Genomic DNA, 26,409 nt, shown 5'->3' with positions numbered 1-26,409 from the left:
CCACAGGACGACGTTAACACGCCCTTTCCGCAGCAACCCGCCGAAAGTGCCGGCGGCAGGCACCTATGGGTACCGGTCATCGACATCTGGAATTAAAGAGCGAGGCGGAATTCCAGCATCAGCGTGCGCTGCAGGATCGAGTGGTTGTCGTCGGAAACGACGATCAGGTGCACAGATCCATCCTCGGCCACGATCGCATCCATGCCTTCCATGTTGTCGATCTGCGAGCGGTTGTCGGCCTCGAAGAGGATTTGGCCGTCGACCACGGCACCCGGACGGATGGCGGCGCCATCGATGCGCCTCAGGCGCATGCCGACGCCGGATGCGATTGAGAACCGCCGCTCCAGCAGCAGCAGGTCGCCATTGGGCAAGAAGGCGCCGTCGGTGATCTCAAAGCCGTCATGCGGCTTCACCCGGAACTCGCCCTGGAGCGGGCCCGAGAGTATGCCGGCGTAATTGTTGCCGTTCTCATCGACGCTTTTTTCCGAAAGCGCCAGAAGTGCCCCGCCAAGCGGGCTTTGCTCCGGGGAGAGAACCAGTGCCTCTATACCACCATTGCTGCTGAGCCGACCGATATCGAAGGGCAGCGCCAGAGGGGCCGAGGCCCTTGCATGGCCGAGATCGGACAAGGGCGCATAGGCGACGACGCGATGGCGTTGCTCGAAGCCGACATAGGCGCGGTCACCGTCGAGCGCGAGGCTTTCGGCATCCACCATGTATTTGAAAGGGCTGATTTGCCCTTGCTCGTCAAGCAACGGAGCGAGCCTGACCTCGTCGACGCCAGAAAGGTGGCCCGACGTGTCGCGGGTGATGCGGCCCTCGATGAAATAGCCCGTGTCGAAGACGCCGACAAAATGTTCGCGGTCACGAAAGCGGATCGAGGAAAAGGCACCGAACAACGGCTCCGGCGAGGACAGTTCGATGCCGCCGAGGAAGGTGAGCCCAGGGGCGAACTGCGGCGCACCACCCAGCGTCGCCGACATGCCGTCTATGGAGGAAATGAGGCTGCTTTCAACCGAAATTCCAAGGGTCTCGCCAGCGGGTATATCCGCCGGCGCCGTGCAGGCGGACAACAGAGCCAGACAAGCGCCGACCGTCACTCGAGTCCCGAAGTAACGAAACCAGCCGCGCTCAGGCACGCAGACGCGCCCGCCCCGAACCGCCCGTCGCCTTGTCCTCAAACAGCGAGGCAAGCTGCTCGGTCATCGCGCCCGCCAGTTCGTCGGCGTCGACGATGGTAACGGCGCGGCGATAGTAGCGTGTGACGTCGTGGCCGATACCGATGGCGAGAAGTTCGACCGGCGACTTCGTCTCGATCTGCTCGATAACGGCGCGCAGATGCCGTTCGAGATAATTGCCGGGGTTCACCGACAGCGTCGAATCGTCGACCGGTGCACCATCCGAGATCATCATCAGGATCTTGCGCTGTTCGCGGCGACCGATCAGGCGGTTATGCGCCCACATCAGCGCTTCGCCGTCGATGTTTTCCTTGAGCAGGCCCTCGCGCATCATCAGGCCGAGATTGCGGCGCGCACGGCGCCACGGCGCATCGGCGGATTTGTAGATGATGTGGCGCAGATCGTTGAGACGACCGGGTGTCGGCGCCTTTCCACCCGCGAGCCACTTCTCTCTGGACTGCCCGCCCTTCCAGGCCTTTGTGGTGAAGCCGAGGATTTCGACCTTGACGCCGCAGCGTTCCAGCGTGCGCGCGAGAATATCGGCGCAGGAGGCGGCGACCGTGATCGGGCGACCGCGCATCGAGCCGGAATTGTCGATGACCAGTGTCACGACCGTATCGCGGAACTTGGTGTCCTTCTCCTTCTTGAAGGAGAGCGGCTGCATAGGATCGATGATCAGGCGGGTCAGACGGGCCGGATCGAGATAGCCCTCTTCCAGGTCGAAGTCCCAGGAGCGGTTCTGCTGGGCCATCAGGCGGCGCTGCAGACGGTTTGCAAGGCGGCCGACGGCCCCCTGCAGATGGGCGAGCTGCTTGTCGAGGAATGCACGCAGCCGGTCGAGCTCAGCCTCGTCGCAAAGCTCTTCCGCGGTGATTTCCTCGTCGAATTCCTGGGTGAAGATCTTGTAGTCGACCTTCTCGTTGAAATCGTCGAAGGGCGTGGCCGGACGGCGCATTTCACCGGGCGTCTCACTGTCGTCGTCGCCCTCGTCCGACATCTCCTCCTCGGAGATCTCGGCTCCATCCATCTCGCCGTCGTCGAGCTGTTCCTGCGACGCTTCGCTTTCTTCGGCGGGAGCGGATTCCTGACCGGCTTCCTCTTCCGAGGTTTCCTGATCCTGTTCGCCGCTGCGCGGCTGCTCCTCGTCCGTCGACTGGTCGTCTTCGCCCTGTTCTTCCTCGTCGCCCATGTCCTCGGCCATCTCCATGGACGAGAGCATGTGGCGGATCACGCGGGAAAAGGCCTGCTGGTCCTCGATGACCGAGGCAAGATTGTCGAGGTCAGCACCGGCCTTGTCCTCGATGAAGGGGCGCCAGAGATCGAGCACCTTTCCGGCGGTTTCCGGTGCCTTCTGGCCGGTGAGCTTTTCGCGCACCAGCATGGCGACGGCTTCGCCGATCGGGGCATCTTCCTGACGGCTGATGGTCGAGAAATTGGCTTTCGCATATTTCTCGCTGTTCATCGACTGGATGTTGGAGGCCACGCCCGGCATCCGCAGGGAACCGAGCGATTCGACGCGTGCCTGTTCAACAGCATCGAAGATCGCACGCGCATCGGCACCCTGCGGCGCCATGGTTGCGTGGACCTTCTGGTCGTGACAGGCGAGCCGGAGCGCCATCGAATCGCCGAGACCACGGGTCACGGCGAGTTCATGCGCGGTCGGCCGCTTGGAGAGTTCCGGCAGGCGGATGCGCTCGCCGGCAAGGCCGGGACGCTCGTTGGCGAAGGCGACCTCGACCTGCGGATCGCCCGCGATCGAGCGCACGCAGCCGGTGATGGCACGGCGCATCGGCTCCATGTCCACCACGCCGCCAGCCTTGGCCTTCGAATTATCGCCCCGCACTGCCATGCTTCAGTCCTTATGCGCCCAGCACGATATTGGCGGCACTTTCCTTGAGTTCCACGCCGAAGGCGCGCTGATACTGCTCGGCGACCAGCGTACGCTCGAGTTCGTCGCACTTGTTGAGGAAGGTGACGCGGAAAGCGAAGGCGACATCACCGAAGATCTCGGCGTTTTCCGCCCAGGTGATGACGGTACGCGGGCTCATGACGGTCGACAGATCGCCGTTGATGAAGGCCGCGCGGGTTAGATCCGCGAGGCGGACCATGCGCGAGACCGTGTCGCGACCCTCAGCCGTGGCGCCGAAGCTCTTCACCTTGGCCGAGACGATGTCGACTTCCTTGTCGTGCGGCAGGTAGTTCAGCGTGGTGACGATCGACCAGCGGTCCATCTGCGCCTGGTTGATCTGCTGGGTGCCGTGATAGAGGCCCGTGGTGTCGCCGAGGCCGACCGTGTTGGCGGTGGCGAACAAGCGGAAGGCGGGGTGAGGACGGATGACGCGGCTCTGGTCGAGAAGCGTCAGGCGGCCCGACGATTCCAGCACGCGCTGGATGACGAACATGACGTCCGGACGGCCGGCATCGTATTCATCGAAGACGAGCGCGACATTGTGCTGGTAGGCCCAGGGCAGGATGCCGTCCTTGAATTCGGTGATCTGCTTGCCGTCCTTCAGGACGATGGCGTCCTTGCCGACGAGATCGATACGACTGACATGGCTGTCGAGGTTGACGCGCACGCAAGGCCAGTTGAGGCGGGCTGCGACCTGCTCGATATGGGTCGATTTGCCGGTTCCGTGGAAGCCGGAGACCATGACGCGACGATTGTGGGCAAAGCCGGCGAGGATGGCGAGCGTGGTTTCGCGATCGAAAAGATAGTCCGGATCGAGGTCCGGCACATAGGCATCGCCCTTGGAATAAGCGGGCACCCGAATATCGCTGTCGATACCAAAGACCTCACGCACCGACACGGTGGTGTCGGGGAGATTGGTAATATCAAGATCCATTTTGCTCATCGTCTCTCCATGCCGGGCGCCACCGACCGGCCGCATGTCATCGCTGCTTGTGTGTTCGGATTAACAGAAACCGGCCTGCTTTAACAATTTGTAGGCTTCAATGACAGCGCGAAAACGCTCTTCAGAAGCCCTGTCTCCGCCATTTGCGTCGGGATGGTGTTTTTTTACAAGCTCCTTGTAGCGGGTCTTGATATCGGTCGGTGTGGCGCTGACGGTAAGGCCAAGCGTATCCAGTGCTTTTGCTTCGAGTGTCTTGAGTTTTCGATCCGCCGCCTGATAGCGCGAGGTGCCGCCTCGACCCTGCTGCACGAAGCCGAAGGGATCCTTGATGCGCGCCTGTGACGCAGCCGAACCGGAGCGCATGGTGGAATGGATCGGGCTCGACTTTGCGGACTTGTTCACGCCGACCGTCCAGGTCGGGCGATGGCCGGTGATCGCCTCCTTCTGGTAGCGCGCGATCTCGCTGTCGGACAGGCCGGAGAAATAGTTGTAGCCCTTGTTGTACTCCTTCACATGTTCGAAGCAGAACATGAAGAACTGCCCCTCCGCATGCCGACCCACGGGCGCGCGATGGGCACCCGGTTTGTTGCAGCCGTCCCATTGGCAGGTTGGATTGGATTGTTCCGGCTCCGCCGCGCGCCGACGTTTGGTGCGGATCGGATCGAAATATTTCGAGTCGAGTTTCATGCGCTAATTATGGGGCGCGGCCGGGGGCGCGACAAGAATTGACAAACGGGAATGTTGGGCGCTTTGTGGGGCTTTATCCGAAGCAGTGCCAGGGAGTATGGGCGATGTCGTTGCGCGAGCGGATCGAGGCGAAACTCACCGAGACCTTTGCGCCGGAACGGCTCGTCGTCATCGACGAAAGCGCCCACCATGCCGGCCATCAGCCCGACATCACCGGCACCGGCGAAACCCATATGCGCGTCAGGATCGTGGCGAATGCCTTTGCCGGCATGACGCGGCTCGCGCGTCACCGCGCGGTCAACGATCTGCTGAAGCCGGAAATCGACGCGGGCCTGCACGCGCTGGCCATCGAGCCCGCGGCACCGGGCGAAGCGACGCGCTGGTAACGGCTCTAGCCTCGCGTCAGGCCGTCGCTGCGGCTGTATCGGTCGTCTCGATCGGCCGGATACGCAGCCGGGTGATCCGGTTCTTTTCGCGCTTCAGCACAATGAAACGCTTGCCGTAGAAGGTAAACGCCTGGCGCTCTTCCGGGATCGTCTTCGATTCGTGGATGACGAGGCCGGCGATGGTCGTTGCCTCTTCGTCCGGCAACTGCCAGTCCATGGCCCGGTTGAGATCGCGGATCGGCACGCCGCCATCGACCACGATCGAGCCGTCGCTGTCCTGCCGCACGCCCTGGATCTCGAGATCGTGTTCGTCGGAGATATCGCCGACGATCTCCTCCAGAATGTCTTCCAGCGTGACCACACCCTGCACTTCGCCGTATTCGTCGACAACGACGGCAAAATGGGTCTTGCGCCGCAGGAAGGCGTTCAGCTGGTCCTTGAGATTGGTCGTGTCGGGGACGAACCACGGCTTCTGGGCGATCTTGACGATGTCGAGATCCTGCGGCTCGACATTGGGTTCGGCCAGCGCCCGGATCAGATCCTTGGCATGGATGACGCCGATAATGTTGTCGGTCGTTCCACGCCAGACCGGCATACGTGTATAGGGGCTTTCGAGGATGTTACGGATCGCGACCTCGGGCGGCTCGTCGGCATTGACGGCCCGCATCGCGGTGCGGTGGATCATGATGTCGGAGACTTCGAGCTCGCCGAGATCGAGCACCCCGCCCAGCCGATCGCGGTCAGCCTTGATCACGGCGCCCTCACGATGCAGCAGGGCGACTGCGCCGCGCAACTCTTCATGGGCCGAGAGCATGGATGCTTCGCCGGAAATCGACACACCGAAAAGACCGAGCAGCTTGCGGACGATCCAGTTGACCAGGCTCGACAGCGGACCGACCACGGCGACGAACGGGCGCACGAACGGGCCGACGAAGAGTGCGAAGCGCTCGGGCGCGGAAATGGCCCAGCTTTTGGGAAGAACTTCCGAGAAGATCACCAGAAGCACGGTCATCAAGAGCGTGGCAATGGCCACGCCGGAATCCCCCAGCAGCCCCAGGAAAAGACTGGTGGTGAGCGAGGAAGCCAGGATATTGACCAGGTTGTTGCCGATCAGCAGCGCCCCGATCAACCGGTCGCGCCGCTCGATGAGCCTGTTGACCACGCCGGCCCTGTCGTCCCCGTTGACCTCGAGGCTGTGCATGCGCGCCCGCGAGGTGGCGGTGAGCGCCGTCTCCGAACCGGAGAAGAAGGCCGAGGCACAGATGAGCCCAAGAATTGCGAGCAGGGTCAGCCAGTAGTCAGACAGGTTCGAGAGAAAGGTCTGGATCTCCATCATGACGTCCGCATCTCCTCGATAAAGCGCTCGACCTCCGAGGCCGGCACGTCGTCGGCGACGAAGGACTGACCGAGACCGCGAGTGAGGATGAAGGTCAGTTTGCCGCTCTTGACCTTCTTGTCCTGGGCGATGGCATCCATCAGCACCTCGGTCGGCGGCAGCTCGCCGGGGATCTCGGACATGCGGGTCGGCAGCCCGACGGCGCGCAGATGCGCCTCAACGCGATCGGCGAGATCCGGGCTGGCGAGATTCATGCGGGCGGAGAAGCGATGGGCGAGCACCATGCCGATCGACACCCCTTCGCCATGCACGAGGCGGCTGCTGTCATACTTCGTCGCCGCTTCCAGCGCATGGCCGAAGGTATGGCCGAGATTGAGCAGCGCCCGGCGACCGTTTTCGCGTTCGTCGGCGGCCACCACATCGGCCTTGGCCTGGCAGGAGACGGCAATCGCCTCGATGCGGGCGGCACCGCCGGCAAAGACCTCGCGCCAATTTGTCTCCAGCCACTCGAAGAAATCGGGTTTGTCGATCAAACCGTATTTCGCGACCTCGGCGTAACCGGCGCGGAATTCGCGCTCGGACAGCGTGTCGAGCACATCGGTATCGGCGAGCACGAGATCGGGCTGGTTGAAGATGCCGATCAGGTTCTTGCCCTGCCGGGCATTGATGCCGGTCTTGCCGCCAACCGAGCTGTCGACCTGTGAGAGCAGCGAGGTCGGGATCTGCACGAAACGTACACCGCGCCGCACGATGCCGGCGGCAAAGCCGGTGAGGTCGCCGATGACGCCGCCACCCAGCGCGATCACGGTGTCGTTGCGCTCAATGCGCGCTTCCAGGAGCATGTCGCAGACATTGGTGAGGCTGTCGAAGCTCTTGGTCTTCTCGCCGGCCGGCAGCGTCACGGAGACGGCCTCAATGCCGTCGGTCTGCAGGCTGTCCATCAGACCGTCGAGATAACGCGCACCGACATTCTCGTCGGTCACGATCGCGGCGCGACGACCCTTGATGCGGCTCGTGATCTCGCCGCCGGCACGCGCCATCAGGCCGGGGCCGATCAGGATGTCATAGGAGCGCTCGCCCAGCGGCACATGCACCAGGCGTTCCGTCGTTTCGAGCTTGGTCATTGGCGTCCGTCCTTGCCGGTATGATCGATGACGGCGGTGAGCACCTCACTGGCGATCACCTCCTTGCGCTCGTCCCTCGACTGCACGGTGATATCCGCGAGTGCGTAGATGGGATAGCGCTTGTCCATCAGGTCCTTGAGTGTCTGCTTCGGATTTTCCGTCTTCAAGAGAGGCCGATGGTCACGCTTGTTGACACGCTCCCAGAGAACGTCCAGATCGGCGTTCAGCCAGACCGAAAGGCCGCCACGCTCGATCTGCTTGCGGGTCTTCTCGTTGATGAAGGCGCCGCCGCCGGTCGAAACGACACGCGGGCCGGAGCGCATGAGGCGTTTGATCACGCGGGTTTCGAGCGCCCGGAATTCCTCTTCGCCATAGGCGGCGAAAAGTTCGCTGATCGTCATGCGCGAGACACGCTCGATTTCCGTGTCGGTGTCGATGAAGGGCAGCCCGAGCTGCTGGGCAACCAGGCGTCCGATCGCCGACTTGCCAGCCCCCATCAACCCGACGAGAACCAGATTGCGGCGACCGAGCGCTGCCTTGGCGCGCTCACCGGGCGTGGGAGCAAGGTGGAGGATCGTATCGGTCATCGGCCTGTTCGCAACTGTTTCATGACCTATTGACAAATAGGGGGCAAGCGTCAAGCCGTCGGCCGCAAACGGACCACGCTGTCCCGCCCTTGCGTCTCTCCTTCGATCTTGCCTTGCATCTTAGCAGCGCTTCTCCCTATCTAAGCGAACCGAACCTCAAGGACTGCCGATGCCCACCCTCTTCCGGTTCCTCTTTTTCTGCGCCACGATCGTCGGCATCGCCTATGCAACGATGTGGTCCTTTGCCGTATTCGTCGAGCCGAGGGAACGGGACATCACGGTGCGCATTCCCTCCGAACGGATCAACCCCGTCGAATAGCCAGAAAGGAAAAAGGCGTGTCGGATCTGAGCCAGGCCCGTGTGGACGCCTTTCTCGAAATGCTGAGTGCCGAACGGGGCGCCGCCACCAACACGCTGTCGTCCTATGAACGGGATCTCGAAGACCTCGCCTCCTTCCTGTCGGGCCGCAAGGTATCGATCGGCAATGCCACCCGGGATGACCTCGTTGCCTATCTTGCCGACCTTTCCCGCCGCGGCTTCCAGCCGACCTCGCAGGCAAGACGGCTCTCGGCCATGCGGCAGTTCTACAAGTTTCTCTATGCGGAAGGGTTGCGCGGCGACGACCCGACGGCGATCCTCGACGCGCCCAAAAAGGCGCGCCCCCTGCCGAAAGTCCTGACCGTCGAGGACGTGAGCGGGATGCTGACGCTGGCCGAGGAGGAAAGCCGGCTGGAAGGCACCGATCAGCCGCAGCGCATTCGCCGGCTGGCGCTTCTGGAGCTGCTTTATGCGACGGGCATGCGGGTGAGCGAGCTGGTGTCGCTACCGGCCAAGGTGTTGACCCAGGAGGGGCGTTTCTTGGTGGTGAAGGGTAAGGGCAACAAGGAACGGCTGGTTCCGCTCTCCAGAACGGCCATTGAGGCGCTGGCGCGATACGGCGCGATCCGTGCGGAAAACCCGGATCATGCCGCAAGCCCCTTCCTCTTTCCGGCCGCCTCGAAAGAAGGTCACCTGCCGCGCCAGGTCTTTGCCCGCGAGTTGAAGGATCTCGCGATCCGGGCCGGATTGTCCGCGGATGCAGTGTCCCCGCATGTGCTGCGCCACGCCTTTGCCAGCCATCTTCTCGGCAATGGCGCAGACCTCCGTGTGGTGCAGGAACTGCTTGGCCACAGCGACATTTCCACGACACAAATCTATACGCATGTGCTGGACGAGCGGCTGCAGCAACTGGTGCAAACACATCACCCCCTTGCAAAACAGGCCAAAAACCCCGATTAGGACCGGCAAAGCCGGTTCCTGCGGGCAGCGCGCGCTAAGGGACGAACGATCGGAACGGAGTTCATGCACAATTATCTCGACTTCGAAAAGCCCATCTCCGACCTCGAGGCCAAGATCCGCGAACTGAAGAAGATCGCGGAAGAGGACGAGAGCATCGACACCTCGGAAGAAATCAGCCGGCTGGAAAGCCGCGTCGACGAGGCGATGGCGGAGATCTATTCGAAGCTGAATGCCTGGCAGAAGACGCAGGTCGCGCGCCATCCGCAGCGTCCGCATTTCGTCGATTACGCCGAAGCCCTCTTCACCGAATTCACACCGCTGGCCGGTGACCGCAAGTTTGCCGAGGACGCCGCGATCCAGGCCGGCCTCGCCCGTTTCCGCGGCCAGCCGGTCGCCGTGATCGGCCAGGAAAAGGGCAACGACACCAAGTCGCGCATCAAGCACAATTTCGGCAGCCCGCGTCCCGAAGGCTATCGCAAGGCGATCCGCGTCATGGAAATGGCCGACCGCTTCGGCCTGCCGGTAATTTCGCTGATCGACACGGCAGGCGCTTATCCCGGTGTCGGCGCCGAGGAACGTGGCCAGGCAGAAGCCATCGCCCGCTCGACCGAAATGTGCTTAGGTCTGAAGGTTCCGATGATCTCCGTCGTCATCGGCGAAGGCGGCTCCGGCGGTGCGATCGCGATTGCCACCGGCAACCGCGTCTACATGCTGGAACATGCGATCTACTCGGTCATCTCTCCGGAAGGGGCAGCCTCCATTCTCTGGCGCGACTCGACCCGCGCCAAGGAAGCGGCGACCAACATGAAGATCACGGCGGAGGACCTCAAGGGCTTCGGCATCATCGACGGCATCATTCCCGAGCCGGTCGGCGGCGCCCATCGCGCCCCCGAAAAGGTGATCAACGCCACTGGCGACGTCATCTTCACGGCACTGAACGAGCTGTCCGCACAAACGGGCGAGAAGCTGCGCACCGACCGTCGCCAGAAATTCCTCGATATCGGCCGAAATCTCTGAGGTCACAGGGGTTTTGCCATCACTCCGCCGCTTTGCCGTCATAGCGGCAGAAGGCGGGTCAGGCCTACCGGTTTCCGGTGGTTTATAATTTGTGAAGAAAGACATTATAAACTATTGATCCCGGGCTCGGACGAGCCTGACTATCAGTTCTGGAAAGAGCGTTTGCGCATGCGCTTGACATCGACGGCCCTGCTCCTGGTTTTTGCTGCTGCCCTGGCGGGCTGCAATGACACGCTGGAAAGCGCGACCTATGACACCCCGAAGGTCGCCAACAAGGTTGAGCAGCCCCTGCCCGGCCGCATCCTGGCCGAGATCCAGAAGAAGGGCATGGAGCGCAATTCGCCGATCATGCTGCGCATCTTCAAGGAAGAGGGCAAGCTGGAGGTCTGGAAGGCGAAGACCAACAATCGCTTCGACATGATCGCCTCCTACGACATCTGCGCCTGGTCCGGCCGTCTCGGTCCGAAGATCAAGGAAGGCGACCGTCAGGCGCCCGAGGGCTTCTATCCGCTGACGCCCTATCACCTGAACCCGAATTCGAAATATTTCCTCGCCATCAATACGGGTTTCCCGAACCGTTATGACCAGGCCAATGGCCGCAGCGGCACGAACCTGATGATCCACGGCGCCTGCTCGTCCTCCGGCTGCTATTCGATGACGGATGCGCAGATCCTCGAGATCTACGCCTTTGCCCGCGACGCCTTCAAGGGCGGCCAGACCTCGATCCAGCTGCAGGCCTTCCCCTTCCGCATGACGGCGGAAAACATGGCACGCCACCGTCACAGCCAGCACATCGAGTTCTGGAAGATGCTGAAGGTCGGCTATGACCAGTTCGAGGTGACCAAGCGTCCGCCGGACGTGAATGTCTGCGAGAAGAAATACGTCTTCAACCAGGTCGCCGCCGACGGCAAGAGCTTCAGCGCCCAGGCCGCCTGCCCGCCGATGTCGACGCCGCCGGCGCTCGAAATGGCCATGGCGGGCTACAATGCCGCCTATGACAAGGCCTATGACAAGGCCATGAAGAAGTTCGACGGCAAGATCTGGTACGACCCGACGGAAGCCGAGCGCAAGGCGCTGGTCGCTGATCTGCGCCGCTCGCGCGCTCAAGACCTTGCCTTTGCCCCGACCGGCTCCGCGCTGAAGGCCGGCAAGCTGCTCGATATCGACGATGTGGATCCGGCGGCGCTGAACGCCCCTGACGGCGCTGCGGCCGTGAACCGCATGGCCAGCAACAAGGCGACGTTGACGGCAGCCCCGATGTCGACACCCGGCAATGCCGGTCCCGTGGCAGGCCAGCCCGCAACGGCACAGGCAGCTCCCGCCGCGACCGCCCCACAGGCTGCGCAAACCCAGACGGCAAGCAACATCCCCGTGCCGCAGCCGAACCCGCTGGCACCGCCGCCGCAGACCGCAGCGGCTGCGGAAGCCCCGGCCAAGAAGAAACCCTTCTGGATGCTCTGGCAGTCGGAATGACCGACGCCGTCTTCTATGACCTCAAGGGGCTGAAATGCCCCCTGCCCGTTCTGAAGACGCGGCGGAGGCTTGCGGACATGACGCCGGGCGAGGAACTGCTAATCGAAACCAGCGACCCCCTGGCCGGCATCGACATCCCGCATTTCTGCAACGAGGACGGCCATGAACTTCTCGTTCAGGAGAAGATCGAGACCGGCCACCGCTTCCGCATCCGCAAGGGCGGGTCTGTCGCAGCCTAGAACTTGAAACCTGGCACCGACAGCGGATTGTCGGTCATCGCCGCGCGATCCGGACGATCGATGGCGACCTTGCCGGTAAAGGCGCCGAACAGATCCCGCACATAATCCTCCGACAGATCCTTGGTGATCAGCACCAGCCGCGTCCTGCGGTCGGAGCCCTCGGGCCAGGCTGGCAGGCGCACCGGCGGGTGGAAGATCGACTGCACGCCATGCAGGACGAGCGGTCGGTCCGGTCGGTCGGTCAGCGCCACGATCGCCTTCATCCGGAGCAGTTTCTCGCCATGGGTGGACCGCAACAGATCGATGAACATGTTGATCGCCATCGGATCGATCGGCTGGTCATGCACGATGGCGTAAGAACGGATCTGATCGCCGTGCCGGTTCACGTCGTGGGGGTGATGATGGTGGTGCGCGTGACCATGGTCATGATGATGATGCCCGTGGTCGCCATGGCCATGATGGTCATGGTGGTGACCATGATCGTGATGACCGCCGGCAGCCGCCATCTCGTCCCGCAGCCACCGATCAACGTCGGGGATCTTGCTGCCGGGATCGTAGAGGCCGTTGACCAGGATGGAAGCCTGGGCAGCACCATCCTCATCGCCATCTGTGATGGGCGCGCGCGGATTGAGCGCACGGAGCCGGGACATGACCCGCTCGATCGTGTCGGCATCGGCCAATGTCTTCTTCGTCAGGATCAGCCGGTCCGCGACCGCCACCTGGCGATAGGCTTCCGGAAAGCCTTCGATCGTCGACAGACCGTTCACGGCATCAACGACAGTGACGACGCCGTCGAGATCGAAATGCTGGGCGATCGCCGGATGGCCCATGACGGACTGCATGACCGGCGCCGGATCGGCGAGGCCGGTGGTTTCGATCACGATGCGCGACAAGGGCTTCAGCCGCCCCGTCTGCATGCCGTCGATCAGTTCGGCCAAGGTATCGACCAGTTCGCCGCGCACTGTGCAGCACAGGCAGCCATCGGCGAGCTCCACCACCGCATCGTTCGACGCTTCGACCAGCAGGTGATCGATGCCGACCTCGCCGAACTCGTTGATGATGACGGCGGCGTCCTTCATCGCCGGGTCCTTCAGGAGCCGGTTCAACAGGGTCGACTTGCCGGCGCCGAGGAAGCCGGTGAGGATCGAGACGGGGATGCGGTCGAGTGTCATGATATCGCTCAGAAAGTCGGACGAGGCTTGGGGATCGGCACATTGGCGATTTCGCCGGCGGCCCCCTTCTTGTTGGTCACCGGCTCGCTGCCCGGGATGAGCCCGGCAAAGCTCATGACCGGGGGATGGTCCATTTCGCGAATATAGGCCGACAGGAGCTTCATGCGACCGCCTTCGTCTCGACCTTCGCTGCGCACGGCGGCAGCCTTGGGATTGCAGATCTCGGCGCTGATATCGGCCACCTGATCCTGTCCTTCGCCATAGGGCGCCAGCGCTTCCAGCCGGTTACCGGCGACATTGGTGGTCAGCGCCTTCTGCAGGAGATCAGCGGACATATCCGCCCGCGCCCCGAGGCTGTCGGCGCCGAGCACGACGGAGATGACAGTGCGGCCATTGCGGGTCGCGGACGAGACCTGGTTGAAGCCGGAGGCGCAGATGAAGCCCGTCTTCATGCCGTCGGCCCCAGGAAAACGACCGATCAAGAGATTGTAGTTCGGATAGTCCTTCTTGCCGGTCGTCACCCCTTCGAGCGAGAAATAGCCGGCATGTTCGGGAAACTCGCGGCGAATGGCGGCCGCCAGCAACGCCAGATCGCGCGCCGTCGTATACTGGCCTTTGCCAGGCAAGCCATTCGGATTGACGAAGCGGCTGGACGTCATGCCGAGCTTCTTGGCTTCCGCATTCATCCGCGCGACAAAGGCGCCTTCCGTGCCGCCCACAGTCTCGGCAATGGCAACGGCGACGTCATTGGCGGACTTGACCAGGAGCAGCTTCAACGCGCTGTCGAGGGTGAGCTTGGAGCCGGGCTTGAAATACATCTTGCTGGCGGGTTGGTCGGCCGCATGTTTGCTCATGACGACGACGGTATCGAGCGAGACTTTCCCGCTGCGGATCGCGTCGAAGGTGACATAGGCCGTCATCAACTTGGTGAGCGAGGCCGGATACCATTTGCGGAAGGCATCCTGATGGGCGATGACGCGACCGCTTCCGACATCCACCACCACGACCGGATTGGCGGCAGCGACACTCGGAACGGCAGTGGCGACAAGGGCGGCGACGACGGCCAGTCGACCGAGGGCTGCTCTGGCGGAAAACCTGCCCGGGCACTTCGTTGACACGGTTGGAACCTCTTCTTCGATGGGTGAGGAGTGCTGGCATTGCCAGGCCTTGGGAGTGCAAGCAATGGCAAAGCCCATTGAATACGTCAATTGAAAGGCGCACATTCGGCGCCGACAATCATGTGATCGAAAGCGTCCAGGACCATACAATGCCGATACTGAACCGTGCCTCCGAACTCCAGTCGGTGGCCACCGCGTGGCGTCGCCATCTCCATGCCAATCCCGAAATTCTCTATGATGTCGAGAATACTGCGGCCTTCGTCGCGGAAAAACTGCAGGAATTCGGCGTTGACGAGATCGTGACCGGCATTGGCCGCACCGGCGTCGTCGGCCTTATCAACGGCACCGAGAACGGCCGAACCATCGGCCTGCGTGCCGATATGGACGCGTTGCCGCTGGACGAAATCACCGGAAAACCCTGGGCTTCCGCGACCCCAGGTCGCATGCATGCCTGCGGCCATGACGGACACATGGCCATGCTCCTGGGTGCCGCCAAGCATCTGGCCGAGACCCGCAACTTCGCCGGCCGTGTCGCCGTCATCTTCCAGCCGGCCGAAGAAGGGGGCCGCGGCGCGCTCGCAATGGTCGAGGACGGTCTCATGGACCGCTTCGACATCGCCGAGGTCTATGGCATGCACAACATGCCGGGCAAGAAGGCCGGCAGCTTCGCCATCCGCAAGGGCGGCATCATGGCAGCCCCCGACAAGTTTTCGCTGAAGATCACCGGCCGCGGCGGCCATGCGGCCGAGCCGCACAACACGGCCGACACCATCGTGATTGGCGCGCAGATCGTCTCAGCCCTGCAGACCATCGCCGCCCGCAACGCCAATCCCCTGCGCTCGGTCGTGGTCTCGGTCACGCAGTTCCATGCGGGCACAACACACAACATCATTCCGGAGGAAGCCTTCATTTCCGGAACGGTCCGGTCGCTGGACGAAGAGGTCCGCAATCTCGCCGAACGGCGCATCGGCGAACTCGCGGCCGGGATTGCCGCAGCTCACGGCGCGAGTGTCGAATACGACTTCGAGCGCGCCTGCCCGGTAACCGTCAATCACCCGCGGGAAACCGAACATGCAGCGCGGGCCGCCATCGACGTGGTCGGACCGGACCATGTCGACACCGAAGTCGATCCAAGCATGGCGGGCGAAGACTTCGCTTTCATGCTGCAATCGCGGCCCGGCGCCTATATCATGATCGGCAACGGCGACACGGCAGGGCTTCACAACCCGGCTTATGACTTCAACGACGAGATTCTTCCCGCCGGCATCTCCTATTGGGTCCGCCTCGCGGAGCAGCGCCTTCCGCGCTGACGGGAAACAAGCGCAGGGCCGAGTGGAAAACCGCTTGGCTTGCCCGCCTGGCTTTTGTATGGAGGAGGGAGTGGTCCCGTAGCTCAGCAGGATAGAGCACCAGATTCCTAATCTGGGGGTCCCGCGTTCGAATCGCGGCGGGATCACCATTGCGTTAGCAGAAGTGCCCCCTGCGAATCTGGGGTTGCAATCCGCCCTGAATACGCCGAGCATGACAGGTGACCGCGCAAACACTTGGTGTTGGCAAGGCATTGCGTGTTGTAGTGTGCCAGCGGATTACGGGAGGGAATGCCATGGCTTCAACATCCCGCGATTTAAACACGGATCATGCGGAAATTGTAGAACGGGCCGTGACCCGGATAACCGACGAAGCATCCGCCTTCCTTGAAGGCACCGGTGAAGAGAACGCCACGGCGCTGCTGCTCTATCTGGTGGAAAACGGGGTTCGCGACGAAGACGATCTCGTTGAACTCGCCATTCTCGCCGAGGGCAAGCGCTACAACCCGGCCGACGGCAGCTTTACCTGACGCCGATGACACCTGTCTCAACGCCGGCCACCCAGGTGGCGGGTATCGGCATTTTCATCGTCACGATAGAGTTCTCTCGCAGCCGCGTTGCTGCGCGCTTGCTCGTCCGATGTAAGCCGCCTTTGTCGCAACAGCGCGTAAAATATGGTTGCTCCGAGCAGGACGGGGCCGATCATGACGGCAAAAAGCCAGAACAGATTGCTGGTCATCAGAAAACCTCCCGGATTGGAATAGGGTTCCTGATCGCAACCGACGGAGCGTATGAAAGGTTCCGGGCGCTTAGCCGTCCTTGGAGAACTTTTCGTCCAAGGCCTTTTGAACATCCTGAGCAAGATCGATAAGACGCTGCGGGACCTGCTCGCGTTCCAGCTCAGCCATCAGCAGATCGAGTTTGTCCCGCACGATCCCACCGGTGCGGTCACGTCTGCCGGGGATTGAGCTTGCGGTTTTTTCTGACATTCGGTTCTCCGCTCTGCGTGCAGTCTGGACCGCTTCGAATTTAAACTTCAACCCCATACTTGCGTTACGTCAAGGGGTTGGCTTTGGATCATCGGACGCATTATTCCGCGATGGATCACGCGGGTCCTGAGCTCGAAGCTCCGGAAAGGCCGCAAACAGGGCCTCCTTTCCGCTATAGAACAAACTCTGCGATTTCAGAACGATGCTGAGGCTGTCGGACACATCCACTTCGTCCTCGTGAAGCACCTCGACCCGATCACCGGATGCGAGAACCAGCGTCGCGCGCCTCTTGAAACCCTGCTTGATCAACCAGTCCCGGGGGGCCTGCAGATCGACTGTCACATCGATATCCCCTGTCGCGCTGCGCGCAGCCACACGATAGGAAACGGGCGAAAGACGTTCGCCGATCAGCAGCTGACCCTGCCCGTCAGCATTCTCTAGGTGCGTCATTGTTCGGCCCTTTTACATTTGGGAAGCGAACAAGAAAACCCGGCCTTGCGGCAGAAGTTCCCTCCGAAAAACCACACCATCGAAGGAACCCAAGCCACGACCACACGTTGATGTGGGGAAAAATCAGGAGCATTTTCAGCAGCAGCCAACGAGGCAATCATGAGCAGCGCTAGCCAGACTACGGATCACAAGGAGATCCGCCGCTGGGTCGAGGAGCGGAAAGGCACGCCGTCACGCGTCAAGGACAGCCGCGAAGGAGGTCTTTTGCGGATTGATTTTGGCGAACAGGAGGAGAACCTGGAGCCGATCGAATGGGAGGATTTCTTTTCCGTCTTCGAAAAGAGCGACCTCGCCTTCCTGCACCAGGATCGGACTGCCGACGGCAAACTCAGCCGGTTCAATAAATTCGTCAGCCGAAGCTGATTGCATGCTGCAGATGCTCAACCCTCGGCAAATCCGGGAGAGTTCCCGTTTCGCGAGGGTCTTCTTGCATTTGCCGTATCCATTCCATTGGAGGAGCGTGATTTGACCACTCGCACACGCAGAGCCGAGCTTGCCGCCCAGTCCGAAGTCGTCGAACTCATTCCGGCCTTGCGGGCCTTCGCACGAACCTTTTGCCCGAAACCCGAAGAGGCCGACGACCTCGTTCAGGAGACGCTCACAAAGGCGCTGGCCAATCTCGACAAGTTCGAGCCGGGGACACGGTTGAAGTCCTGGCTGTTCACGATCATGCGCAACACCTTTTGCACACGGTTCAAGAAGAGCAGTCGCGAAACAGTAGGGCTGCCGGATGGCGTATCGGCGAAACTGACTACGGAAGCCTCCCAGGAATGGACGGTGCAGGCGGACGAAGTCCGACGCGCACTTGAGCGTTTGCCGGAACATCATCGGGAAATGCTTGTGCTGATCGTCATGCTGGGCGAGCGCTACGAGGATGCTGCCGAGATTTGTGGCTGCGCGGTCGGCACGGTGAAAAGCCGCCTGAGCCGCGCCCGCCAGCAGCTTCGTCGAGAGCTGGGCGAGATCGGCACGGACAGCCCGGTCGGATAATGACACTCAGCAACGCCGCACATCCCGACGGCACCGTCCCCGAAGATCGGGCCGAACTTGAAGAAATCGGCCTCGTTTACACAACCGATGCCACCGCGGGCATATCCCGACGTCGGCGTGGAACGGGATTCTCCTATCACCTCCCAGACGGCATGCGGGTCACCGACGAAACCATCCTGCAGCGCATTCGCCGGCTGGCATTGCCGCCTGCCTATGAACGGGTATGGATCTCGCTTGATCCGAGAGGGCACCTGCAAGCGACGGGTTTCGACGCCAGGGGCCGCAAACAGTATCGCTATCACGCCGATTGGGCGACGTGGCGGAGCAATCGCAAGTTCGATGACCTCCTGACCTTCGGTCACGCCCTCCCGGCAATTCGGCGGCGCGTCCTGCGCGATCTCGAAGATCGGACCCAGGAAACCCCCTTCCTTCTCTCTGCGCTCGTCAGCCTGCTCGACGTCACCTACATGCGCGTCGGCAACCGGACCTATGTCGAGGAAAACAAGACCTATGGTGCGACGAACTTGCAGAAGCGCCACCTGACCTTTGAGCAGGATGGAATCCGCCTGAGCTTCATTGCAAAGGGCGGCAAGCGGGTACGGCGCAAGCTCCGCCATCCAAGGCTGCAAAAGATCCTGGAGGGGATCGCCGACCTGCCGGGCCGCGACCTCTTTTCTTGGCGCGACCGGGAGGGGGCACTGCACCGGATCGATTCTGGCCGGCTGAATGCCTATCTTGTCCAGATTACCGGCCACAGCCTGTCGGCCAAGACTTTTCGAACCTGGGGTGGCAGCGTCGCAGCCTTCGGCGAGGCGTGGAAGATGATCCAGGCGGAGGAGCGGCCGACGATCCGCCAGATGTGTCAGGTCGCGTCTGACCGGCTGCACAACACGCCGAGCATTTGCCGGTCGAGTTATGTGCATCCGGCAGTTCTGGCACTGAGTGACAAGGAGACCGACCTTTCGGCAGTAAGGGCCGCAGTGAGCGCTGCAACGGGCCATGCCCTTCTGCGGGCAGACGAAAATCGACTGATGGCATTTCTCGAAAGCGGCCCAGCCACACCGCTCGATGCCTGACGCAGAAAGGCCCGGACAAGCCGGGCCTTTTGCAGGGGAGAGAGCCCTGATTAGGCGGCCTTCTTCTGGGCTGCGGAATTGACCGCCTTTTCGGCAAGCTTGGTCAATGCCTCGTCGGTCTTGGATTCTTCTGACAGCGTCGCATCGAGAAGCGTTACCGCCTCAGCGAGGCCGAGCTGCTGGGCCCAGGCGCGCAGCGTGCCGTAACGGCTGATCTCGTAGTGTTCGACCGCCTGAGCGGCTGCCAGCAGGCCGGCATCGAGAGCGGGCGCATCCTTGAATTCTTCCATGATCTCTTCGCCCTCTTCGAGGATACCCTCGATGGCCGCACAGGTCTTGCCGCGCGGGCGCTTGCCGATGAGCTCGAACACCTGCTGCAGGCGCTCGATCTGGCCTTCGGTCTCGTCCTTGTGCTGCTGGAATGCGGCCTTGAGCTTTTCGTCCTGAGCGGCACGCGCCATCTTCGGCAGCGCCTTCAGGATCTTGCGTTCGGCGTAGTAGATGTCCTTCAGGGTCTCATGAAACAGATCGTCGAGTGTCTTGCTAGCCATTGGGAATCTCCTCGGTTGAGAATTTGCAAAAGCAGAACCAGCCTGAAGTCCCCTTTGTTCCTGGGGATATTTGTGGTCTTGCCCGGAACGATCCGGATGGGGAGAAGTTGAACTTGCCTGGCGTCTCAGCGCTGCATCGAACCGACAGGAGGAAACGATGGTCAATCGATATGACACCGAAAACCGTGGATATGGCAGATATTCAGGCGAAAGAAACCGCCCGACCGGGGACTACGGTCCCGGCGACAGCGGCTTCGTGCGGGGCTACGGAGAAGGACGGCCGGACGCGGATCGTTACGGCCCCGACCGGCAACGCGACTTCGGCAGCGATGGCGGCTATGGCCCTTCGGGTTCCCGTTACCCCCGCATGGGTCGCGCCGACTGGTCTACGGATGATCTCGGTTACGCGGGCGATCTGAACGACCAGGGCTACGGCGACGAAAGCCGTCGCTACGCCCGTGGCGCAGGCAATGGTTATTTTCCGTCCGACAATCCGTCGTATCGCGGCGGTTACGAGCGCGGACGGGCCCGCGACGATCGCGGCTTCATGGACAAGGCGAGCGACGAAGTGGCCTCCTGGTTTGGTGACGAGGAAGCGGCACGCCGTCGTGCGGTCGACAGCCATCGCGGCAAGGGACCACGCGGCTATCGCCGCTCCGACGCGCGGATCCTTGAAGAAGTGAATGATCGCCTCAGCGATGACCCGTCTCTTGACGCTTCGGATATCGAGGTCACGGTTGACAATGGCGAGGTCACGCTGACCGGTCAGGTCACAGATCGCTGGGAAAAACGCCGTGCAGAAGACTGCGCCGACCAGGTGTCTGGGGTCGGCCATGTCCAGAACAACCTGCGGATCCGGATCTCCGGAGAAGGCAGCGTCATGACACAGGCGTGAACCGGGTTGCGGGAGGTGGCTGCCGGAAGGTCAGGCTCGAAGGGCGCGTAAGGCGTTGAGAACGACGACAATGTCGATCACCTCTTGCAGCAAGGCACCCTGAACGGGTGAAAGATGGCCGAGGGCGGCAAAGATCATGGCGGCCCCGGACAGCAAGATTCCGGCCCCCGCACTCTGGCGAGCAATCCGCCGCGATCTCCGCGCGATCCCGCAGGCAACCGGAAGGCGGCGCAGATCATCGGCCAGAAGCACGGCATCGGCCGCTTCGGAAGAGGCGGCCGATCCGCGAACGGAAATGGCGACACCGACATCCGCCGTGGCCAGCGCCGGCGCATCGTTGACACCGTCCCCCACCATCATCACGACGCCGGTCTGCTTTTCAGCCAGCACCAGCGCAACCTTGTCCGGCGCAGTAAGATCTCCCGCAACCGCATCGAGATGCAGCCGGTCCGCAGCAGCTCTGGCGACATCGGCACGGTCGCCGGAGGCCATGACGATCCGGGAAACCCCGGCGGCACGGAAGGCCGCAATGGCGTCGGCCGCATCCTCTCGCACCGGGTCGGTGAGCACGATCAGACCGGCCGCACGGCCGTCGATCCCGACAGCCACCACGGCAGCGGCGGGCGGCAGACCGCTCCGCGAAAACTCGCCCTTTTCGAGCCGGCTGCGCACGAAGCCGCTCCCACCCAGCAGAACCTGATGACCGTCGACCCTTCCCGACAGGCCCGCACCCGGCTGTTCGACGACATCCTGCGGCAGAGACAGTGAAAGGCCTGCATCCAGCGCGGCGCGAACCAGAGCTTCGGCAGCGACATGCGCGGAGGCCTGATCAAGCGAGGCCGCCAGCCGCAGCACCTCGTCATGGGAAAATCCATCGGTGGGAAATACACGCCCAACCTCCGGTCGCGCGGAGGTGACGGTCCCGGTCTTGTCGAGGACCACGGTCGTCACGGCAGCGAGCGCTTCCAGAGCTCCTGCCGTTTTGACCAGAACACCCTGGGAGGCGGCCCGGGACATTCCCGAGATCACTGCGACCGGAACCGCGAGAATCAATGGACAGGGGGTAGCGACAACCAGGACGGCAAGCGCGCGTGCAGGATCACCACTCCAGCCATAGGCGAGACCGGCAAGACAGAGCGTGAAGCCCAGAAAATAGACAGCATATCGATCTGCCAGCCGCGCCATGGGAGACCGGCTCTGCTGAGCCTGCTCGACCAGCCGCACGATGCCGGCATAGGTGCTGGCGGCCGCGCCGCGCAACACGAGAAGGTCGAAAGCGTCGCCGACGACAGTTGCTCCGCTGGGGATCTCCCGACCCCGCTCAAATGCGACGGGCATTGGCTCGCCGGTGAGCGCCGAGAGGTCGAGAACGGCACTCGCCCCCATCAGCCGACCGTCCACCGGCACCACCTCGCCCCGGCGCAGGAGCACGACGTCGCCGGGGGTCAACGTCTCGATCGGCACCGTCTCGAGCGTGTCCGCCCGATGAACGACAGCCGTCCGGGAAACACGCCCGAGCAAAGCGGTCATGTCGCGGCGAGCACGCCCCTCGGCAAAGCTTTCGAGCAATTGGCCACCGGCATACATCACGGCCACGATGGCCGCAGCAAGGTTTTCGTCGAGCAGAAGCGCAGCACCGATGGCGAGCGCGGCAATCGCATCAACCCCGATCCGCCCGGCGAGAAGCGCGCGCGCCATATCGACCAACAGGACGGTGAGAACCGTGAGCGCACCGACAGACCAGGCGTAGCGCGCCGGCACGAGGGCGTCGGAGAGATAGAGAAGACCGCCGACCAAAAGGCAGACCAGCGCAAGGCAGGCCAGCAGCCAGGACGCTCTGTCGCGCAACCATCGCATTGGCGCCCCCTTCGGCATCTCACCTCCCGCGTTTCGGCGCGCGGCTGAAAAGGCTCTCTCTTGCTGGTCTTTCCTTTCCCTTGTAGAGCCTTCTGAGCATGAAGCAATCGGACCTAAGCAGCATGATCGACAGTGCCCGGCCCCGCCGCCTTTCAGTCCTCGGTTCGACTGGTTCGATCGGCGTGAACACGCTCGATGTCATTGAGCAGCTCGGCGGCCGCGACAGCTTCGAGGTCATGGCGCTGACCGGCAACGGCAATCTCGATCTGCTGGCCGAACAGGCCCGCCGCACGGGCGCAAAGCTCGCCGTCACCGCCGACGAAAGCCAGTATGTCGCGCTGAAGGATCTTTTGACCGGCTCCAGCACAGAAGTGGCAGCAGGTGCAAGCGGCCTCGAGGAAGCCGCTGACATGGATGCCGGCTGGGTAATGGCGGCCATCGTCGGCACGGCAGGGCTGGCGCCGACATTGAAGGCCGCCGCCCGCGGTGCCGACATCGCGCTTGCCAACAAGGAATGCCTGGTTTCTGCAGGCAGCCTGTTTGTCGATGCGGTGAAGAAGGGTGGCGGACGGCTGATCCCGGTCGACAGCGAACACTCCGCAATCTTCCAATGTCTCGAAGCCGACCAGCGCCACGCGCTGGAGCGCATCGTCCTGACCGCCTCCGGCGGCCCCTTCCGCACCCACACGCGCGAGCAGATGGCAAACGTGACGGTGCAAACGGCCCGTACCCATCCGAACTGGTCGATGGGCCTGAAGATCTCGGTCGGCAGCGCCTCGATGTTCAACAAGGCGCTGGAGATGATTGAGGCGAAGCACCTTTTCGATGTCCGCCCCGACCAGATCGAGGTCGTCGTGCATCCGCAGTCGATCATCCATTCCATGGTCGGCTACACCGACGGCTCCATCATCGCCCAGCTCGGCGTGCCGGACATGCGCACAGCAATCGGTTATGCTCTGACCTATCCCAAGCGTCCGGCGCTCAACGTCGACCGGCTCGACTTTGCCAAGCTCGCACGGCTCGATTTCGAGGCCCCCGACGAAACGCGGTTCCCGGCGCTGCGCCTAGCCCGCACGGCGCTGGAGCGCGGCGGACTGCAGGGCGCCATCCTCAACGCCGCAGAAGAGACCGCCTTTAATGCCTTTGTCGAGGACAGGATCCGCTTCCTCGACATGGCCGAAGTGGTCGAGACGGTAATGGATGCGATGGTCGAGGGTGTGCCGGCGGACACGATTGCGGACGTCTATGCGGCGGACCGAGAGGCGAGGCGCAAGGCGGCCGAGGTCATTGCGGCGCGGTAAGCATCCGCCTACCGACCATACACCGCCGCGCGCAGCATCTCCGGATAGGCGCCGTTGCAGCCTTCCAGCGCATTGTTGGTGAGGCTGACAACGGTGAGCCGCTGCGCGGGATCGATGAACCAGGTGTTCCCGTAGACGCCACCCCACTGGATCGCCCCCTTTGGCAAGGCGGTCATCGCCGCGGCGGGATCCGTGACCAGGCCACCGACAAAGGTGAAGCGATAGCCCGCCTCGCCCCCGATCTCGCCGATCTGGTTTGCGAGGGCCGCGCGTGCCATCTCGGGCGAAAGGAAATTGCCACCGCCGGTCCGGAGCATCTCCAGGAGCTGCATGACGTCATGCGCAGTGCCGGCCATGCCGGCACCGCCGGACTGGAAAGCTTTGGGGTTGAAGATGCGAGCCGGCGAGAACACGGTCCGCCAATTCTCCTCGTCGCCGCTGACCCAGGGGTCCGGCATGCGCTCGGGCCGACCGGGAGCATCCGCATAGGCGACGGCAAGCCGGGCAGGATCGGTCACGTGAAAGCGGGCATCGGCCATGCCGAGCGGGCCGGCCACATGGTGAATGACGGCCTCTTCAAGGGGCCCGCCATGGACAGCGGCGAGGACACCGCCGAGAATGTCTGTCGCAAAGGAATAGGCCCAGCGCGAACCAGGCTCGAAGGCGAGCGGGATGGCATTGTGGCGGCTGAAATTGTCTTCGAGGCTCAGATCCGTATTGCCGAGGCCAAGCGTCATCCGCTGTCCTTCCGGCAACAATTCGAGCGCGGGATCATAGAGCAAGCCGGACGTGTGCGTGAGCAGATGCCGGATCGTGATCGCGCCTTCGCGCCCATCAGGCGTCTTCGGCCGGAACCAGGGCAGATAATCCGAAACGCGATCGTCGAGCCCGATCAGCCCCTTCTCGATCATGACCAGCGCCGTCACGGCGACAACGGGCTTTGTGACGGAGGCGTAGCGGAAGATCGTGTCGAGACGGGCAGGCAAACCCGCTTCGCGATCGGCAAGACCGGCAGCCTTCTCGAGGATCGGTCGACCGTCTTGGTAAACCAGCACCACGGCACCCGTGATGCGCTCTTCCTCGATCACCCTGTCGACCAGGGCATTGACACGATCGGCAATGCTCACGTTCCCAAAACCTCCCAATGAAAAATGCGGGCTCCGTTTCCGGAACCCGCATCTTTATGAAGGTCTGCTGTGACGTGATCAAGCCACCGCGCGGGCCAGCGCGCAGCGCGACCAGAGCTGGTGCAGCGAGCCGACGAGATGTTCGAGATCGGCGTCGGAATGCAGGGGTGTCGGGGTGATGCGCAGCCGCTCGGTCTTTTTCGGGACCGTCGGATAGTTGATCGGCTGCACATAGATGGAACAGTTGTCGAGCAACAGGTCGGAGATCCACTTGCACTTGGCAGCATCGCCGACCATGACCGGCACGATATGGCTCGGATTCGGCATATGCGGAATACCGGCCTTGTCGAGCATCGAGCGCAGGCGACGCACGCGCTCCTGATGGGCGAAACGCTCGACCTGGCTGGTCTTCAGATGACGGATAGAGGCAACGGCACCGGCAGCGAGCGCCGGCGGAAGCGCCGTCGTGAAGATGAAGCCGGAGGCAAACGAGCGGACGAAATCGCAGAGAGCGGCGGAGGCGGCGATATAGCCACCCATCACGCCGAACGCCTTGCCAAGCGTACCTTCGATGACCGTCAGGCGATGCATCAGGCCTTCGCGCTCGGCGATACCGCCACCATGCGCGCCGTACATGCCAACGGCGTGGACCTCATCGAGATAGGTCATCGCGCCGTACTTGTCGGCCAGATCGCAGATCTCCTTGATCGGAGCGATGTCGCCATCCATCGAATAGACGCTTTCGAACGCGATCATCTTCGGCGCCTTCGGATCGGCGGCGGCGAGCTTGGCTTCCAGATCCTTGACGTCGTTGTGCTTCCAGATGACGCGCTCGGCCTTGGAATGGCGGATGCCTTCGATCATCGAGGCGTGGTTGAGAGCGTCAGAGAAGATGATGAGGCCCGGGATCTTGGCGCCAAGCGTGCCAAGCGCCGCCCAGTTCGACACATAGCCCGAGGTGAAGATCAGCGCCGATTCCTTGCCGTGCAGATCGGCAAGTTCGCGCTCAAGCAGAACGTGGTAGTGGTTGGTACCAGAGATATTCCGGGTGCCTCCAGCACCCGCGCCACAGTCGTCGATCGCCTGCTTCATGGCCTCGATGACGAGCGGGTTCTGGCCCATGCCGAGATAGTCGTTGGAGCACCAGACGGTGACGTCTTGGGTGCCTTTTTCAGTGTAGCGTGTGGCGCGTGGAAAATTGCCGCGTTGGCGTTCGAGATCGGCGAAGACGCGGTAGCGGCCTTCCTCGTGAAGTCCCGCCAGTTGCTCCGTGAAAAACGCCTCGAAATCCATGCCTGTAGCTCCAGTCTTTCAGACCCTTTTGGGGTATCTCCGTCGCCGGGGTCAACCCCGCTTGTG

29 protein-coding genes and 1 tRNA gene are annotated in these 26,409 nt (G+C 62.6%); 14 read left to right on the top strand and 16 right to left on the bottom strand.

The genetic code is table 11. The annotated features are described in order from the left end of the window. Positions 1-92: 92 nt before the first annotated feature. From ACT53S_RS19670 to ACT53S_RS19655, 4 genes are read right to left on the bottom strand one after another with little or no spacing between them, the layout of a single operon-like run. Positions 93-1,100 (bottom strand): esterase-like activity of phytase family protein, encoded by a 1,008-nt coding sequence (locus tag ACT53S_RS19670; protein WP_476068209.1) that lies wholly within the window; start codon positions 1,098-1,100, stop codon positions 93-95. Between the two features lie 31 nt (positions 1,101-1,131). Then, positions 1,132-3,027, bottom strand: coding sequence for a cobaltochelatase subunit CobT (gene cobT, locus ACT53S_RS19665; RefSeq protein ID WP_476068208.1), 1,896 nt, complete (start codon positions 3,025-3,027; stop codon positions 1,132-1,134). Positions 3,028-3,037: 10 nt separating this feature from the next. Then, entirely contained in the window at positions 3,038-4,030 is a 993-nt protein-coding gene (cobS, locus tag ACT53S_RS19660; protein WP_113379257.1) for a cobaltochelatase subunit CobS, read from the bottom strand. A gap of 60 nt (positions 4,031-4,090) precedes the next feature. Then, positions 4,091-4,717, bottom strand: a complete 627-nt coding sequence (locus ACT53S_RS19655; RefSeq protein ID WP_113379256.1) for a DnaJ domain-containing protein — start codon at positions 4,715-4,717, stop codon at positions 4,091-4,093. Between the two features lie 104 nt (positions 4,718-4,821). Between ACT53S_RS19655 and ACT53S_RS19650 the strand changes: the two genes are divergently transcribed. Continuing rightward, on the top strand, positions 4,822-5,103 hold the full coding sequence (locus tag ACT53S_RS19650; RefSeq protein WP_113379255.1) for a BolA family protein: 282 nt from the start codon (positions 4,822-4,824) through the stop codon (positions 5,101-5,103). Positions 5,104-5,119: 16 nt separating this feature from the next. On the opposite strand, the gene ACT53S_RS19645 is transcribed toward ACT53S_RS19650, so the two are convergent. The 3 genes from ACT53S_RS19645 to ACT53S_RS19635 are packed head-to-tail and all read right to left on the bottom strand — an operon-like array spanning position 5,120 to position 8,150. Further along, positions 5,120-6,439 (bottom strand): HlyC/CorC family transporter, encoded by a 1,320-nt coding sequence (locus tag ACT53S_RS19645; protein WP_476068207.1) that lies wholly within the window; start codon positions 6,437-6,439, stop codon positions 5,120-5,122. Continuing rightward, positions 6,436-7,563: a 3-dehydroquinate synthase gene (aroB, locus tag ACT53S_RS19640; protein ID WP_476068206.1), complete on the bottom strand. Its 1,128-nt coding sequence runs from the start codon at positions 7,561-7,563 to the stop codon at positions 6,436-6,438. The genes ACT53S_RS19645 and aroB overlap by 4 nt, the downstream gene beginning before the upstream one ends. Next, positions 7,560-8,150, bottom strand: coding sequence for a shikimate kinase (locus tag ACT53S_RS19635; RefSeq protein WP_113379253.1), 591 nt, complete (start codon positions 8,148-8,150; stop codon positions 7,560-7,562). Before ACT53S_RS19635 ends, aroB begins: the two co-directional genes overlap by 4 nt. A gap of 169 nt (positions 8,151-8,319) precedes the next feature. On the opposite strand from ACT53S_RS19635, the gene ACT53S_RS19630 reads away from it, so the two are divergent. From ACT53S_RS19630 to ACT53S_RS19610, 5 genes are all read left to right on the top strand, one after another. Then, positions 8,320-8,469: a hypothetical protein gene (locus ACT53S_RS19630; RefSeq protein ID WP_174238532.1), complete on the top strand. Its 150-nt coding sequence runs from the start codon at positions 8,320-8,322 to the stop codon at positions 8,467-8,469. A gap of 17 nt (positions 8,470-8,486) precedes the next feature. Continuing rightward, positions 8,487-9,428 carry a site-specific tyrosine recombinase XerD gene (gene xerD / locus ACT53S_RS19625; RefSeq protein WP_476068205.1) on the top strand — a complete coding sequence of 314 codons (942 nt, stop codon included), beginning with the start codon at positions 8,487-8,489 and terminating at the stop codon, positions 9,426-9,428. Positions 9,429-9,491: 63 nt separating this feature from the next. Continuing rightward, the gene (locus ACT53S_RS19620) at positions 9,492-10,445 is read left to right on the top strand and encodes an acetyl-CoA carboxylase carboxyltransferase subunit alpha (RefSeq protein WP_142071538.1); all 954 of its coding nucleotides are present in this window, start codon (positions 9,492-9,494) and stop codon (positions 10,443-10,445) included. A 168-nt stretch (positions 10,446-10,613) separates the two neighbouring features. Beyond that, the gene (locus ACT53S_RS19615) at positions 10,614-11,918 is read left to right on the top strand and encodes a L,D-transpeptidase family protein (RefSeq protein WP_476068204.1); all 1,305 of its coding nucleotides are present in this window, start codon (positions 10,614-10,616) and stop codon (positions 11,916-11,918) included. Continuing rightward, positions 11,915-12,157 (top strand): sulfurtransferase TusA family protein, encoded by a 243-nt coding sequence (locus tag ACT53S_RS19610; RefSeq protein ID WP_476068203.1) that lies wholly within the window; start codon positions 11,915-11,917, stop codon positions 12,155-12,157. The genes ACT53S_RS19615 and ACT53S_RS19610 overlap by 4 nt, the downstream gene beginning before the upstream one ends. Here ACT53S_RS19610 and ACT53S_RS19605 read toward each other — a convergent pair. Both ACT53S_RS19605 and ACT53S_RS19600 read right to left on the bottom strand, forming a co-directional pair. Beyond that, the gene (locus ACT53S_RS19605) at positions 12,154-13,329 is read right to left on the bottom strand and encodes a CobW family GTP-binding protein (protein WP_476068202.1); all 1,176 of its coding nucleotides are present in this window, start codon (positions 13,327-13,329) and stop codon (positions 12,154-12,156) included. The two genes, ACT53S_RS19610 and ACT53S_RS19605, sit on opposite strands and share 4 nt — an antisense overlap. Before the next feature lie 8 nt (positions 13,330-13,337). Then, positions 13,338-14,447, bottom strand: a complete 1,110-nt coding sequence (locus tag ACT53S_RS19600; RefSeq protein WP_476068201.1) for a D-alanyl-D-alanine carboxypeptidase family protein — start codon at positions 14,445-14,447, stop codon at positions 13,338-13,340. A 149-nt stretch (positions 14,448-14,596) separates the two neighbouring features. On the opposite strand from ACT53S_RS19600, the gene ACT53S_RS19595 reads away from it, so the two are divergent. The 3 genes from ACT53S_RS19595 to ACT53S_RS19585 all read left to right on the top strand — a co-directional run bounded on the left by ACT53S_RS19595 (position 14,597) and on the right by ACT53S_RS19585 (position 16,284). Further along, positions 14,597-15,757: a M20 aminoacylase family protein gene (locus ACT53S_RS19595; protein WP_476068200.1), complete on the top strand. Its 1,161-nt coding sequence runs from the start codon at positions 14,597-14,599 to the stop codon at positions 15,755-15,757. A gap of 72 nt (positions 15,758-15,829) precedes the next feature. Continuing rightward, positions 15,830-15,906 (top strand) — tRNA-Arg (locus ACT53S_RS19590). Positions 15,907-16,050: 144 nt separating this feature from the next. Beyond that, positions 16,051-16,284 (top strand): hypothetical protein, encoded by a 234-nt coding sequence (locus ACT53S_RS19585; protein ID WP_476068199.1) that lies wholly within the window; start codon positions 16,051-16,053, stop codon positions 16,282-16,284. 17 nt (positions 16,285-16,301) lie between these two features. Here the strand turns inward: ACT53S_RS19585 and ACT53S_RS19580 are convergent, their stop codons facing one another. From ACT53S_RS19580 to ACT53S_RS19570, 3 genes are all read right to left on the bottom strand, one after another. Next, on the bottom strand, positions 16,302-16,493 hold the full coding sequence (locus ACT53S_RS19580; RefSeq protein WP_476068198.1) for a hypothetical protein: 192 nt from the start codon (positions 16,491-16,493) through the stop codon (positions 16,302-16,304). A gap of 70 nt (positions 16,494-16,563) precedes the next feature. Then, positions 16,564-16,743: a hypothetical protein gene (locus ACT53S_RS19575; protein WP_476068197.1), complete on the bottom strand. Its 180-nt coding sequence runs from the start codon at positions 16,741-16,743 to the stop codon at positions 16,564-16,566. Positions 16,744-16,812: 69 nt separating this feature from the next. Continuing rightward, positions 16,813-17,193, bottom strand: a complete 381-nt coding sequence (locus tag ACT53S_RS19570; RefSeq protein ID WP_476068196.1) for a hypothetical protein — start codon at positions 17,191-17,193, stop codon at positions 16,813-16,815. A 159-nt stretch (positions 17,194-17,352) separates the two neighbouring features. Between ACT53S_RS19570 and ACT53S_RS19565 the strand changes: the two genes are divergently transcribed. From ACT53S_RS19565 to ACT53S_RS19555, 3 genes are all read left to right on the top strand, one after another. Next, positions 17,353-17,616: a hypothetical protein gene (locus tag ACT53S_RS19565; RefSeq protein ID WP_476068195.1), complete on the top strand. Its 264-nt coding sequence runs from the start codon at positions 17,353-17,355 to the stop codon at positions 17,614-17,616. Positions 17,617-17,718: 102 nt separating this feature from the next. Next, positions 17,719-18,243, top strand: a complete 525-nt coding sequence (locus ACT53S_RS19560; protein WP_476068194.1) for a sigma-70 family RNA polymerase sigma factor — start codon at positions 17,719-17,721, stop codon at positions 18,241-18,243. Further along, on the top strand, positions 18,243-19,319 hold the full coding sequence (locus ACT53S_RS19555) for a DNA topoisomerase IB (protein ID WP_476068193.1): 1,077 nt from the start codon (positions 18,243-18,245) through the stop codon (positions 19,317-19,319). Before ACT53S_RS19560 ends, ACT53S_RS19555 begins: the two co-directional genes overlap by 1 nt. 50 nt (positions 19,320-19,369) lie before the next feature. Here the strand turns inward: ACT53S_RS19555 and ACT53S_RS19550 are convergent, their stop codons facing one another. Next, on the bottom strand, positions 19,370-19,870 hold the full coding sequence (locus ACT53S_RS19550) for a YciE/YciF ferroxidase family protein (protein WP_113379241.1): 501 nt from the start codon (positions 19,868-19,870) through the stop codon (positions 19,370-19,372). A gap of 157 nt (positions 19,871-20,027) precedes the next feature. Between ACT53S_RS19550 and ACT53S_RS19545 the strand changes: the two genes are divergently transcribed. Further along, positions 20,028-20,765 (top strand): BON domain-containing protein, encoded by a 738-nt coding sequence (locus ACT53S_RS19545; protein ID WP_476068192.1) that lies wholly within the window; start codon positions 20,028-20,030, stop codon positions 20,763-20,765. A gap of 30 nt (positions 20,766-20,795) precedes the next feature. On the opposite strand, the gene ACT53S_RS19540 is transcribed toward ACT53S_RS19545, so the two are convergent. Further along, positions 20,796-22,622 carry a heavy metal translocating P-type ATPase gene (locus tag ACT53S_RS19540; RefSeq protein WP_476068191.1) on the bottom strand — a complete coding sequence of 609 codons (1,827 nt, stop codon included), beginning with the start codon at positions 22,620-22,622 and terminating at the stop codon, positions 20,796-20,798. 122 nt (positions 22,623-22,744) lie between these two features. On the opposite strand from ACT53S_RS19540, the gene dxr reads away from it, so the two are divergent. Further along, on the top strand, positions 22,745-23,923 hold the full coding sequence (gene dxr / locus ACT53S_RS19535) for a 1-deoxy-D-xylulose-5-phosphate reductoisomerase (protein ID WP_476068190.1): 1,179 nt from the start codon (positions 22,745-22,747) through the stop codon (positions 23,921-23,923). 8 nt (positions 23,924-23,931) lie between these two features. Here dxr and ACT53S_RS19530 read toward each other — a convergent pair whose 3' ends face one another. Next, positions 23,932-25,050, bottom strand: coding sequence for a serine hydrolase domain-containing protein (locus ACT53S_RS19530; RefSeq protein ID WP_476068189.1), 1,119 nt, complete (start codon positions 25,048-25,050; stop codon positions 23,932-23,934). Between the two features lie 78 nt (positions 25,051-25,128). After that, on the bottom strand, positions 25,129-26,343 hold the full coding sequence (gene hemA / locus ACT53S_RS19525; RefSeq protein WP_476068188.1) for a 5-aminolevulinate synthase: 1,215 nt from the start codon (positions 26,341-26,343) through the stop codon (positions 25,129-25,131). Between the last annotated feature and the right edge of the window lie 66 nt (positions 26,344-26,409).

It is taken from the genome of Allorhizobium sp. DMC15 (assembly GCF_056314065.1).
This window is presented reverse-complemented; position numbering and strand designations above follow the sequence as displayed.